Annotated in this window: 11 protein-coding genes and 1 pseudogene; 5 read left to right on the top strand and 7 right to left on the bottom strand. The window is 61.2% G+C overall.

Annotation, left to right across the window (positions count from 1 at the left end; translation table 11 throughout):
- Positions 1–11: 11 nt before the first annotated feature.
- Both AC3ZU9_RS16795 and fmdA read right to left on the bottom strand, forming a co-directional pair.
- The gene (locus tag AC3ZU9_RS16795) at positions 12–359 is read right to left on the bottom strand and encodes an FmdB family zinc ribbon protein (RefSeq protein ID WP_093546270.1); all 348 of its coding nucleotides are present in this window, start codon (positions 357–359) and stop codon (positions 12–14) included.
- 2 nt (positions 360–361) lie between these two features.
- The gene (gene fmdA, locus AC3ZU9_RS16790) at positions 362–1,591 is read right to left on the bottom strand and encodes a formamidase (protein ID WP_010211069.1); all 1,230 of its coding nucleotides are present in this window, start codon (positions 1,589–1,591) and stop codon (positions 362–364) included.
- A gap of 234 nt (positions 1,592–1,825) precedes the next feature.
- Here fmdA and AC3ZU9_RS16785 point away from each other — a divergent pair.
- Together AC3ZU9_RS16785 and AC3ZU9_RS16780 are read left to right on the top strand one after the other, a co-directional pair.
- Positions 1,826–2,338 (top strand): annotated as a pseudogene (locus tag AC3ZU9_RS16785) (MCP four helix bundle domain-containing protein); the annotation flags it as partial.
- Positions 2,339–2,407: 69 nt separating this feature from the next.
- Complete coding sequence (locus AC3ZU9_RS16780; protein WP_375360276.1) at positions 2,408–3,466, top strand: methyl-accepting chemotaxis protein; 1,059 nt, start codon at positions 2,408–2,410, stop codon at positions 3,464–3,466.
- Here the strand turns inward: AC3ZU9_RS16780 and AC3ZU9_RS16775 are convergent.
- On the bottom strand, positions 3,463–4,194 hold the full coding sequence (locus AC3ZU9_RS16775) for a GntR family transcriptional regulator (protein WP_490091015.1): 732 nt from the start codon (positions 4,192–4,194) through the stop codon (positions 3,463–3,465). The genes AC3ZU9_RS16780 and AC3ZU9_RS16775 overlap by 4 nt on opposite strands.
- A 113-nt stretch (positions 4,195–4,307) precedes the next feature.
- Between AC3ZU9_RS16775 and AC3ZU9_RS16770 the strand changes: the two genes are divergently transcribed.
- The 3 genes from AC3ZU9_RS16770 (at position 4,308) to AC3ZU9_RS16760 (ending at position 8,487) form a co-directional block, all read left to right on the top strand.
- Complete coding sequence (locus tag AC3ZU9_RS16770) at positions 4,308–5,663, top strand: class-II fumarase/aspartase family protein (protein ID WP_093546262.1); 1,356 nt, start codon at positions 4,308–4,310, stop codon at positions 5,661–5,663.
- Between the two features lie 118 nt (positions 5,664–5,781).
- The gene (locus AC3ZU9_RS16765; RefSeq protein WP_320400584.1) at positions 5,782–7,086 is read left to right on the top strand and encodes a cation:dicarboxylate symporter family transporter; all 1,305 of its coding nucleotides are present in this window, start codon (positions 5,782–5,784) and stop codon (positions 7,084–7,086) included.
- 12 nt (positions 7,087–7,098) lie between these two features.
- Complete coding sequence (locus tag AC3ZU9_RS16760; RefSeq protein WP_490091005.1) at positions 7,099–8,487, top strand: class II fumarate hydratase; 1,389 nt, start codon at positions 7,099–7,101, stop codon at positions 8,485–8,487.
- A gap of 23 nt (positions 8,488–8,510) precedes the next feature.
- Here the strand turns inward: AC3ZU9_RS16760 and AC3ZU9_RS16755 are convergent, their stop codons facing one another.
- The 4 genes from AC3ZU9_RS16755 to urtC all read right to left on the bottom strand — a co-directional run bounded on the left by AC3ZU9_RS16755 (position 8,511) and on the right by urtC (position 12,856).
- On the bottom strand, positions 8,511–10,088 hold the full coding sequence (locus tag AC3ZU9_RS16755) for a hypothetical protein (protein ID WP_490091004.1): 1,578 nt from the start codon (positions 10,086–10,088) through the stop codon (positions 8,511–8,513).
- Between the two features lie 149 nt (positions 10,089–10,237).
- Entirely contained in the window at positions 10,238–10,927 is a 690-nt protein-coding gene (urtE, locus tag AC3ZU9_RS16750; RefSeq protein ID WP_122811666.1) for an urea ABC transporter ATP-binding subunit UrtE, read from the bottom strand.
- Positions 10,928–10,937: 10 nt separating this feature from the next.
- Positions 10,938–11,696 carry an urea ABC transporter ATP-binding protein UrtD gene (gene urtD, locus AC3ZU9_RS16745; protein ID WP_046036246.1) on the bottom strand — a complete coding sequence of 253 codons (759 nt, stop codon included), beginning with the start codon at positions 11,694–11,696 and terminating at the stop codon, positions 10,938–10,940.
- The gene (gene urtC / locus AC3ZU9_RS16740) at positions 11,693–12,856 is read right to left on the bottom strand and encodes an urea ABC transporter permease subunit UrtC (RefSeq protein ID WP_021493284.1); all 1,164 of its coding nucleotides are present in this window, start codon (positions 12,854–12,856) and stop codon (positions 11,693–11,695) included. Before urtC ends, urtD begins: the two co-directional genes overlap by 4 nt.
- Between the last annotated feature and the right edge of the window lie 7 nt (positions 12,857–12,863).

The following is a 12,863-nucleotide window of genomic DNA, read 5'->3' as shown; positions in this document are numbered from 1 at the left end:
ACGCTCCTGTTCTAGTGACTGATCATCCACGGCCGTGGGCCGGTGCGGGTCTTGAGCCCCAAGGGATTGGCCTTGCTGGGCTCCACCTTCTTGCGGCTGCCGCAGCAACTGCAACCGGACGGGTGTTTGCGGCTGTCCTGGTATTCACCAAGGGTTTGCGGCGCGTTGGCGCTGCGCTCGTTGCCGGCGATGGCCCTGCGCTGGTTGGCCGACAGGGTTTGCAGCGCCGGAGCCGACACCCGCAACTGCCCGCCCGGCCCTGCGCAGTACGGGCATTGGCTGGGTTCATTACGCTGTGCAATCGGGCGCAACATCGTGAAGGTGCCGCAGGTGTCGCAGGCGTATTCGTAGGTCGGCATGGCTAGAGGTCCGGAGCGATGGGCAGGTCGATGCTGCCGTCGAGGAATTGAGTGGGGCCGCTGGCGTTGGGGTTGATGTCGAATTCGAAGATTTCCGTCGGCAGCCACAACGTGGCGCAGGCATTCGGGATGTCCACCACGCCGCTGATATGCCCTTGCACCGGTGCCGAGCCGAGCAGCGCATAACCCTGGGCCGGCGAGTAGCCGAACTTGGTCAGGTAGTTGATCGCATTCAGGCACGCCTGGCGGTAGGCGACATTGACGTCCAGGTAGTGCTGCTGGCCCTGTTCGTCCACCGAGATGCCTTCGAAGATCAAGTAATTCTTGTAGTTCGGGGTGATCGGGCTCGGCTTGAACACCGGGTTCTTGATCCCGTACTTGGCCATGCCGCCCTTGATCAGCTCGACCTTCATGTGCACCCAGCCAGCCATCTCGATCGCGCCGCAAAAGGTGATTTCGCCGTCGCCCTGGCTGAAGTGCAGATCGCCCACCGACAGCCCGGCGCCGTTGACGTACACCGGGAAGAAGATCTTCGAGCCCCGGGATAAATCCTTGATATCGCAGTTACCGCCATGCTCGCGCGGCGGCACTGTGCGTGCGCCGGTCGCTGCCGCATCGTCACGGGCCTGGCCGGTGAGTTTGCCCATGTGGGCGGTGGCGGCCAGCGGTGCGTTGGCCAGGGGCGGAACGCGAGTCGGGTTGGTGTCAATCAGCTCCTGCTCGCGACGATTCCAGTCGGCGAGCATCACCGGGTCGGGCAGGCAACCGATCAAGCCTGGATGGATCAGACCGGCAAAGTTCACCCCGGGAATGTGCCGCGAGCGGGTGAACATGCCTTTGAAATCCCAGATGGCTTTCTGCGCGCTGGGGAAGTGATCAGTAAGGAAACCACCGCCGTTCTGCCGCGAGAAGAACCCGTTGAAGCCCCACTGGGAATCGGCCTTGGCACCGATATCCAGCAAGTCCACCACCAGCAAATCCCCCGGCTCGGCGCCGTGTACACCCACCGGGCCCGACAGGTAGTGCACGGTCGACAAGTCCACATCGCGCACATCGCTGGCGTCGTCATTGTTCTTGATCGCGCCGGCGGTCCAATCGTAGGTTTCCAGGATGAAGTCATCGCCCGGCTTGACCCAACAGGCCATAGGGATATCCGGGTGCCAGCGGTTATGGATCTGCTCGTTCTCGGTGACAGGCTGGTTGAGGTCGACTTTGATCAGCGTTTCGGTCATGGACTGGCTCCTGGACGGATGACGGGGTGCGTGCGATCCAGTCTCGGGCGGCCAGGAAAAACGGGAAATACGTTGGATGACGTATGAACGACGGTGTCGCGGTTTTATTCCATCAATTCGCTCGATGACAGCTTAAGTATTTACTGATTGGACGCCAGGCCGGCAGGTCGTTAGATTCCACCGCGAAGATAGCTTTTAGCCATCACTCCTGACCCCTTGAATATCGAGCCTTTCATGAAAAACCCTGTGTCGTTGGCAATGCGTATCGGGCTGGGCTTCGCGTCCACCCTGTCGTTGCTGGTGCTGATCACTGCCGTCGGTATTCAACGCGTGGGTTTTATCGACAGTACGCTCAAGGATGTCGGTGAAAAAGCCGCCGTCGTCCAGCGCTACGCGATCAACTTCCGTGGCAGCGTGCACAACCGCGCCATCGCCATTCGCGATGCGGTACTGGTCAAGGATGAGCCGGCGCTCAACCGCCATCTGGCCGAGATCGATCAGCTCAAGCGCGATTACCAGGACTCTGCCGTGATGATGGACCGCCTGTTCGCCAACACCACCGCCAGCGCCGAGGAAACCCGTCTGCTGGGTGATATCAAAGCCATCGAGAGCCAGGCCCTGGCTTCCACCGAACGGGTGATCAACCTGCGTCGCAGCAATGACATCGCCGGCGCCCAGGACTTGCTGCTGGCCCAGGCCTCGGCCCACTACACCGAGTGGCTCAAACGCGTGAATGCGCTGATCGACTTCGAAGAAGCGCACATCAAGCAACGCCTGGATACCGTGCAATCGGCCGCAGGCACCTTTGCCGTGCTGATGGTGCTGGCCAGCGCCGTAGCGATCATCTTGAGCGTGCTGGTGTCACTGCTGATTATCCGCAAGGTCAAGGCCACCCTTGGCGCAGAGCCGGAGGAAGTCGCCGAGGCGATCCGCCGCCTGGCCGATGGCGAGCTGAACCAGCGCATCGAAACCCGCTACCCCGACAGCGTGATGGGCATCCTGAAAAACGCCCTGGCACGCCTGAGCGACACCATCAGCGAAGTGCGCTCGGCAGCCCAGGCCCTGCGCCATTCCTCGGTCACCCTGCTGTCAGTGGCCAGCGATAACCGCCAGCAGATCAACCTGCAGACCAGCGAAGCCCAGCACGTGGCGGCCGCGATCACGCAGATGGCCGCCTCGGTCAGCGAGGTCTCGGGCTACGCTTCCGCCGCCTCCAAGGCGACTATCCTGGCCGACGCCGAAGTGGACAGCGGCCACCGCCTGGTGGGCGAAGTGACCGTGTCCATCGAAGAATTGGCGACGATCCTCGACCAGGCCACCCTTCGGGTCAACCAGGTGTCCAGCGACAGTGAAAACATCGAAACCGTGATCGAAGTGATCAACGCCATCGCCGCCCAGACCAACCTGTTGGCGCTGAACGCGGCGATTGAGGCCGCGCGTGCCGGTGAACATGGTCGAGGGTTTGCGGTGGTGGCCGATGAAGTGCGCTCCCTGGCGACGCGCACCCAGGAGTCCACCCAGGAAATCCGCGACATGATCGGCAAGCTGCAAAGCGGCACCCAGGACGCCGCCGACATCATGCAACGCAGCCGCAGCCTGGCCCAGGCCACCGTGACGCAGACCCGCGACTCTCAGTTGGCGCTGGGCAAGATCAGCCAGGAAGTCGGCGCGATCAATGCGATGAACGCGCAGATCGCCAGTGTTTCCGTGCAGCAAAGCGCGGCGGCTGAAGAGGTTGCACAGAACGTCACGCGCATCCATAGCTCCACCGTGCAATCGGCGGCGGGCTCCGAGCAGGTGGAAAATTCCAATCACGAACTGGCGGAGCTGGCGGATCGCTTGAGCACCAAGGTGGCGTTTTTCAACGTGGCCTAGTGTTTGTCGCGTTTCATCTGCATGGTCAGGGTGAAACTGTCGGCGGGGTAGACCGATTCCGATACGGCGATCAGCACGCCGGCCTCATCGCGGTACTGGCGAATGATGGTCAGCCCCAGCGCACCGCTCTGCGCCTTGAGGCTGGCGGCCAATTCGGACGATAACTGTACCGGGCGCACCTGCTGGTCGACCACATCGATGTGCCGCGAGAAGGCCTTGCCGATCAGTGCCGCGATCAGTTCACCCGGGTGCTTGCGTGCTTCGGGAATCACCTCGGCAAAGGTCTGCTCGGCATACACGTCGGTCCAGCACAACGGCGCGTTGCCGGCGCCGGCATCGACCTTGATGCTCGACACGCAGAAGTAATGCCCGCCCGGCTCCAGCCCCAGGCGCCGGGCCAGGGCGATGTCGGCGACGAACTCGCGCACCGCCTGGATATCGCGGATATGGGTTTCGGCCACTTGCACGAGGTCGGCCACCGACGCCATCGCCTGGGAGTACCCCCCCTGGGGCGACGCCGCTTCGACGCGCGTGCCCACGCGCTTGCGCCGCGAGACCATGCCCTGCCCCTGCAACTGGTCAATGGCCGCGCGCACGGTGTGTCGGCTCACCGCATACAGCGAGCAGAGTTCGAACTCAGTCGGCAACAACGAACCCACCGGGTAATGGCCGCTGCCAATCCGGTCGATCAAATCCTTGGCAACCGCCGCATAACGCCTCTGGCTCACGCTTTCCATTTTTACCCTCGTTATCGAGTTGACAGTGTATCAGCACAGGCGCAATCATAATGTACGGACATATTAAATATGTATGGTTTAAAAATAACAATTAGGATTTTCCCATGTCGAGTACCGTTTTTGATTCCGCCCTGTTCCGCGACATGTTCGGCACCGCCGAAATGCGCGGCGTGTTCTCCGATAAAGCCCTGATCGAACGCTACATCGAAGTGGAAGTGGCCCTGGCCCGCGCCGAAGCACGTTGCGGCGTGATCCCGGCCGACGCGGCCGAGCAGATCGCCGCGCTGTCGCAGTACGAAGCCCTGGACCTGGCGCTGATGCAGCACGAAACGGAGATCGTCGGTTACCCGATCCTGCCGCTGGTTGAGCAACTGTCGACGATCTGTGGTGAAGCGGGCCGCTACGTGCATTGGGGCGCCACCACGCAGGACATCATGGACACTGCCGTGGTCCTGCAAGTACGCGCCGCACTGGCTATCGTCGAGCGCGATATCCAGACCGTGCGCGGGCTGCTCGCCGGCCTGGCCGAGCGTTATCGCGACACCCCCATGGCCGGTCGCACGCACTTGCAGCACGCGCTGCCGATCACCTTCGGCTACAAGTGCGCGGTGTGGCTGAGCATGTTCGACCGCCACGCCGAGCGCTTGGTGGAACTGCGCCCACGTGTCGAAATCGGCCAGTTCGCCGGGGCTGCGGGTACCCTCGCCTCCCTCGGCGACAAAGGCCTGGAAGTCCAGGAAGCGTTGATGAGCGAACTCGGCCTGGGCGTACCGCAGGCCACCTGGCACGTGGCCCGCGACGGGCTGGCCGAGACCCTGAACTTCCTCGGGCTGGTCACCGGTTCCCTGGGCAAGATCGCACTCGACATCATGATGATGATGACCAGCGAGCTGGGCGAAGTGTACGAGCCGTTCGTCAAGGGCCGTGGCGCCAGCAGCACCATGCCGCAAAAGCGCAACCCGATTTCCTGCGAGCTGATGTACGCCGCCGCCAAGGGCGTGCGCCAACACGCCGGGCTGATGCTCGACGCGATGATCCAGGACTTCGAACGCTCCACCGGGCCGTGGCAGGCGGAGTGGATCGCCATTCCCGAAGCCTTCGCCCTCAGCGCCGCGTCCCTCGGCCAGGCGACCTTTATGCTCGCCGGCCTGGAGGTGCGCCCCGAGCGCATGCGCAAGAACCTCGACATGACCCAGGGCCTGATCGTCGCCGAGGCCGTGATGATGGGCCTCGCCCCGGCCCTCGGCCGCCAGGTGGCCCATGACGTGGTGTATGCCGCGTGCCGCATGGCCAACGACCAGGGCACCAGCTTGCTCGACGCCCTGCTCGCCCAGGGTGAAGCCACCGCGCAACTGGACCTGGCCGAACTGCAACGCCTGACCGACCCGGCCAACTACCTGGGGCTCGCGCCGCAGATGGTGGACATCGCGCTGGCGCGCCCCGGCTCAGTCAAACGCTGAGTTGGCCTGGCTTTTGTCGTGAGCGAGCTTGCCTCGCGCGGGGCAAGCCCGCTCACTACAAAAAGCAGGGCAGAGCCCCCTATTAACATGTGCCCATAACAACAATGAGATCACAGACATGTCATCCACCCCCGCAAAAAAACCGCTCTACAAGGACCTGACCTTCCAGGTCGTCGCCGCCATGTTCCTCGGCATCGCCTTCGGCTTTCTCGCTCCCGAGCTGGCCGCCAGTTTCAAGATCCTTGGCGATATATTCCTCAAGCTGATCAAGACCGCCGTCGCGCCGCTGGTGTTTTTCACCGTGGTCCACGGCATCGCCTCGGCCGGCGATATCAAGCGCGTCGGTAAGGTCGGCTTGCGCGCGTTGATCTACTTCGAAGTGGTCTCCACCCTTGCCCTGGCCATCGGCCTATTGTGGGGCAACCTGTTGCAGATCGGCTCCGGCATGCACGACGCCCATCCGAGCAGCGCCGCCGCGGCCGCCGCGAGTGCCGCCGTGGCCAAGGGGCATGCGCCTGCGTCGACCCTGGACTTTATCTACGGCATCTTCCCGGACAATTTCGTCGGTGCCTTCGCCGGCGGCCAGTTGCTGCAAGTACTGGTGATCTCGGTGTTGTTCGGCTTCGCCCTGCTGGCGTTGAAGCCCGAACGCCGCGAAGTGATCGAAGACGGCCTGAACCGCATCTCCGAGTGCTTCTTCGAGTTCATCAACTTGATCATGAAGTTCGCGCCCCTGGGTGCCTTCGGTTCGGTGGCTTACGCGGTGGGCAGCAATGGCACGGCAGTGCTGATGTCCCTGGCCAACCTGGTGTTGATGTTCTACGTCGGCATCGCATTCTTTATCTTTGTGGTGCTCGGCGCCGTATGCCGGTTGAGTGGCTTCAGCCTGTGGCGCTTCCTCACCTATATCAAGGATGAAATCTTCATCGTGCTCGGCACCGCCTCGTCGGAAAGCGCCCTGCCGCGCCTGCTGCAAAAACTCGAGAAATTCGGCTGTTCCAAACAGAGCGTCGGCCTGGTGCTGCCCACCGGCTATGCGTTCAACCTCGACGGCACCTCGATCTACATGTCGCTGTGCGTGCTGTTTATCGCCAATGCCTACGGGGTGCCGCTGAGCTGGGAACAACAGCTGGGCATCATCGCGATCATGCTGGTGACCTCCAAAGGCGCGGCGGCGGTGTCGGGTGGCAGCTTCGTGGTGTTCGCCGCGACCGTCACGGCCATCGGCGTGCTACCGGCGGAAGGCCTGGCGCTGCTGTTCGGCGTGTACCGCTTCATGTCGATGGCCATTGCCACCTGCAACACCATCGGCAACAGCGTTGCAACGGTGGTGGTGTCGAAATGGTCCGGGGAGTTCTCCCAGCAGACCGCCCAGGATGAATACCAACGTGTGCTCGGGCGTGCTGCCGGCGCTGCGCTTTAACGGAGCCTCTTGATGACGACGCTGCGAATCGAACATGACGCGTTCGGCCCCGTGTCCATACCGGCCGACCGCTACTGGGGTGCGCAAACCCAACGGGCGCTGGAGGTCTTCGGCGGTAAACAGCCGTTCCCCGCCAGCCTGATCCGCGCCTTTGGCCAACAAAAACGTGCGTGTGCGCGTGCCAATGCACGCCTCGGCGTACTGGCGCCGGCCCTGGCGCAAGCGATCGAACAGGCCGCCGAAGCACTGGCCAAGGGCGACCTTGACCAGCACTTCCCGCTGTCGATCTGGCAAACCGGCTCCGGCACCCAGACCAACATGAACGCCAACGAGGTGATCGCCAACTGCGCCAACCTCGCGCTCGGCGGCGAACTGGGCAGCAAGTCGCCGGTGCACCCCAACGACCATGTAAACCGCTCGCAGTCGTCCAACGACAGCTTCCCCACGGTGATGCACCTGACCACCGTGCTGGAACTGCGCGGCCGCCTGCTGCCGGTGCTGGGCCATCTGCGTGATGAGCTCAGTAACAAGGCCGACGCCTGGCGGGAGGTGCTTAAAATCGGCCGCACCCACCTGATGGATGCGGTGCCCATGAGCCAAGGCCAGGCGTTTGGCGCGTTTGCCCAGCAGATCCAGCACGCTATCGCGCGCATCGAAGCGTGCATGCCGCGCCTGCGCCTGCTGCCCCAAGGGGGGACAGCGGTGGGCACCGGACTGAATACACCGGTGGGTTTTGACCGGGCGTTCTGCGAGGAAATCAGCCGACTCACCGGCGAACGCTTCGAAACCAACCCGTGCAAGTTCGAAGGCATGGGCACCCACGATGCCTTGGTAGAGGCCTCTGGGGCGTTGAATGTGCTCGCCGTGTCACTGACCAAGATCGCCAATGACATCCGCCTGCTCGGCTCGGGACCGCGCTGCGGCCTGGGTGAATTGATCGTGCCCGACGACGGCCTGACCTCTTCGATCATGCCCGGCAAACGCAACCCCACCATCGCCGAAGTGCTGGTGCAGGCGGCGATGCAGGTGATCGGCAACCACACCACCATCACCCTGGCGGGGGCTTCCAGCACCTTCGAATTGAACGTGGCCAAGCCGGTACTGATCCACAACCTGCTGCACTCGATCGAGGTACTCAGCGACTGCGCCAGCCTGTTCACCCACAAGCTGCTGGGCGGCCTGGAACTGAACCGCCCGCAACTGGCGCACAACGTGGAGCACTCATTATTGATGGCGACCGCGCTGAACCCGGTGCTGGGCTATGACCGCGTGGTGCAGATCACCCGCAAAGCCGCGGACGAGGGCCTGTCACCCAAGGACGCGGCGGTGCAACTGGGGCTGATAACCGCCGAAGAATATGAGCGACAGGTGCGGCCGGAAAGGATGATCAGCCCCGGCTGATCACGGAACGTCGCGGCCCACACTCAACCCCGTAACGACTGCGCTTGTTTTTCTTTTTTTACGTAGTCGACATTGACCCAATTAAACCTTTCATCTTCTGCGCCCCTGCCGCCTTTGCCATCAGTGCCAATATCGACTTCTTTCATCAGGCCCGGGCGCCGGAGAAGTTCAGCCGCGAGTCCAGACCGGTCTGTCGGTGGAGACTCTGCAGCAGCACTTTTTAAGCTATCGAAGCTGATATAGTTATCCGCGCCCCAATACTGTTTGAACTTTTCGTCAAGGGCTTGAAGCAGTTCAACGTCACTCATTTTTTCATAGCTTGGCGCTGCATTCTGCCTGGACACCCTTTCAATAGTGTCGCGCCCAATAAGCCCGTCGGACTTGTCAGCATCATGGTCGGAATCCAGTTTGCTATTGAGTCCCGGCCGACTGATGATTTCCCTGGCCAACAGGGTCATCCGGTCATCCGACGCATTGCCAGTCAAGGGCTGACCCGCGACTTCACGAAGCGCTCCCTGAGTGATTTTTCCATTCGCGTCGGGTTTGAAATAATCAAGATTATTACTCAACTCGCTCGCCAAGTCTGAGTCCTTGGTTCCTTTGAACGCATTAGCGACCTCAGTATTCTGCGGGCTCATGCCTTCGCCTTGCGACGATGCGGACATCCCCCAGGAAAGAGGTTGAATGGGCGCATTTCTGCCGAATGCCTGGGGGCGATAGTTCTCGTCATAGGTGTTTTCAACACGTTGGCGCTGCATGGAACCGGTGTACCTTCCGGCCCCGCTCTGCATGGAGGGTGCCTCTTGGGTTTGGTAGTAATCAACCACCCTGTTCGCGTCACCCTGGCTGATCAGCCCGTCTTCACGGCCGTCTTGGTTGATTGCATCGAGCAAATGACTCATTTCAGGACGGCTGAGAATCTCGTTGGCCAGCATTGTCATGCGGTCGTGCACCGGGTGACCGGTCAATGGACGGTTGGCAGCGTCCTCAAGGACTGCACGTGTGACAAAGCCGGACGGTCCCTGGAAGTAACTGAAGCTATCGGCAAAATCCCGTGCAACCGTGGTATTTGAGGGCGCGCGATAGTCCCCGGGTGAATGATTCATCGCAGGCGGGTTAAACGCTCCGACGTTATTAACGGGACGCTCATATTGCGCAGGGTAAGCCTGCGAAAATGACGGTGCAGTGCTCGGCTCTCCGGCCCTGGACTGCTGGCCGGCAGACGCGTCATCGCTCGTGTAGTAATCAACGAGCTGTTCAACGTTTTCACGGTCAACAAGACCGTCGTGTATACCGCGCTCATTCAACTTATCCAACTTACGGTTCACATCCGGGCGATTCAGGATTTCGCCTGCCAATAGCGTCATATTGTCGTCGACGGAATTACCCGTCAGCGGACGAGCCGCCACTTCACGGAGTTTGGCCTGGTCCACAAAGCCGGTCTTGGTATTGACGAAGTAGTCAAAGTTATTCCCAAACGTCTTCACCAGATCCAAATTTGAAGTGTGCTTGTATTTGTCCTCCCGCGAGGTGGGTTGCCCGTCAAGATCAGGCCGATTGAAACTGAGTGGATAATTTTGACCGTAGTGAGTATTTAACATGGCAACACCTCAGGGAGTAGATGCATCACAGCCGACCAACGCTCGGCTGGACACTTTGTCGACACCCATCTGTGGCCACACAAAGAGCAACGGTTCCAGTGGAATATAGGTAAAAAACAGCACTTACGAGGCGGCAAACCAACCTGCATTCACACCGATAAGTACCGGCTGATGATCGCCTCATCCACTCGGTCGCGGGTCTCTTCAATCACAAACCGCCCCTTCTCGATCACCAGAAAACGGTCCGCGATTTCCAGGGTAAACGACAGCACCTGCTCCGACACCACAATGGTCAAATCGCGCACGTTACGGATTTCCTTCAGCGTGCGGGCAATGTCCTTGATGATCGACGGTTGGATGCCCTCTGTCGGCTCATCCAACAACAGCACCTTGGGGTTGGTCGCCAGCGCCCGGGCTATCGCCAGTTGTTGTTGCTGCCCGCCGGACAGGTTACCGCCCTTTCGCGACTGCATGTCGTGGAGCACCGGAAACAGCGCATACAAGTCTTCCGGCACCTTGCCGCGTGCCGATGCCGGCAAGCCGGTCTGAATATTTTCCAGCACGGTCATACTCGGGAAAATCATGCGGCCCTGGGGCACATAGGCGATCCCCCGCGCGACCCGTTCATGGGTTTCCAGCGCCGAGACATCCTGCCCATCTACGCTGACTTGGCCCTTCCACTGCGGCAGGATGCCCATCAGGCTCTTGAACAACGTGGTCTTACCCATGCCGTTGCGGCCCATCACCGCGACAATCTCGCGCTGGGCGACGTTCAGGTCCAGGTCATGGAGAATCTGGCTCTGCCCGTAGCCGCAGGCCAATTGGTCGATCTTGAACATGCGCGGCTCCTCAGTGGCCCAAATACACTTCGATGACTTTCGGGTTGCTTTGCACCGACGCCATGCTGCCCTCGGCCAGCACCTTGCCCTGGTGCAGCACCGTGACCTTGTGGGCGATGCTTTTGACGAACTCCATGTCGTGCTCGATCACCAGCACCGAACGGCCCTGGCTGATGCGGTTGAGCAGCTCGGCGGTTTGCGCGCGCTCATTGACGCTCATGCCAGCCACCGGTTCATCGAGCATCAGCAACTCGGGGTCCTGCATCAGTAGCATGCCGATCTCCAGCCACTGCTTCTGGCCGTGGGACAGCAGGTCGGCCTGTTGTTGCAGCAGGTCGCCGAGAAAGATCTCCCGCGCCACCTCCTCCACCCGTGCGATCACCTGGGCATTGCGCTTGAAAAACAGCGCGCCCCATACCTTGCGACCGGCCGGGTAAGACATCTCCAGGTTCTCGAACACCGTGAGGTTTTCGTAGATCGACGGGTTCTGGAACTTACGACCCACGCCGGCACGCACAATGTTGTACTCGCGCATTTTCGTCAGCTCCTGGCCGTCGAACTGGATGCTGCCGCTGGTGGCGCGGGTTTTGCCGCAGATCAGGTCAAGCACGGTGGTCTTGCCGGCGCCGTTAGGGCCGATCACCACGCGCACTTCATTGCGGTCGATATACAGGTTGAGGTTGTCGACCGCCTTGAAGCCGTCGAACGACACGGTGAGGCCTTCGATGGCCAGCACCGGTTTTTTCATTTCAAAGCCGACGGCGGTCATGGCTGGGTCTCCAGGATTTTGCTTGTGGCCTTGGGTGTTAACGGTGCGTTCACCGGGGTCGCCGCTACAGGTTTACGCCGCAACATTCTCGCCAGCGCCTGACGCCCATGGCTGTCCCACAAACCGGCGAGGCCGTTGGGGAAGTACATCACCACGGCGATAAACAGCCCGCCCATGAGGTACAACCACAACTCGGGGAAGGACTCGGAAAAGTAGGTCTTGCCGTAGTTCACCAGCAACGCGCCATACACCGCACCGAGCAGTGACATGCGCCCGCCTACCGCCGCGAAGATCACCATCTCGATCGACGGCACGATGCCCACGAACGACGGCGACATAAAGCCCACCTGCAAGGCAAACATCGCCCCGCCAATCGCCGAGAACGCGGCGGCCACGCAGAACACGAAGATCTTGAAGCTGGCCACGTCATACCCGGAGAAACGCACGCGTTCTTCCTTGTCGCGCATCGCCATCAGCAACCGGCCGAGCTTGGAAGCAAGGATGAACCGGCCAATGAAGATGCAGCCGAACAGCAACCCGGCGTTGATGAAGTACAGGATCATCTTCGCGCTGTCGGTGCGCAGGTCCCAGCCAAGCAGGGTCTTGAGGTCGGTGATGCCGTTGACGCCACCGGTCAGGCCTTGCTGGCCGACGATCAGCACCGTGAGGATCAGCGCAATCGCCTGGGTGACGATGGAGAAATACACATCGCCCACGCGCCGCTTGAACAGCGCCATACCGATGATGAACGCCAGCAGCACCGGCACCGCAATCACCGCCGCCAAGGTGAAGCTGAAACTGTGGAACGGCTGCCACAGCCACGGCAGCTCGGTGATCTGGTTCCAATCCATGAAGTCCGGAATGCCCGGTGTGGACTGGATCTTGGTGCTTTCCGGGTCCGAGGCCTCAAGCTTGAGGAACATTGCCATGCAGTAGCCGCCGACGCCAAAGAACACGCCCTGCCCCAGGCTGAGAATGCCGCCATAGCCCCAGCACAACACCAGGCCCACCGCGACAAACGCGTAGGTCAGGTATTTGCCGACCATGTTCAGGCGGAACGCATCCAGGGTCAGGGGGAATACCACCAGGATCAACAGCGCCAGCAACACGATGCCGATCAGGTTTTGCTGGCCGCCCAGCAGCTTGTCTAAAGCCTTCATCCGCTCG

It is taken from the genome of Pseudomonas sp. A39 (genome assembly GCF_058145955.1).
Note: the sequence above shows the minus strand (reverse complement) of the source record. Positions and strands in the feature narration are given on the sequence as shown.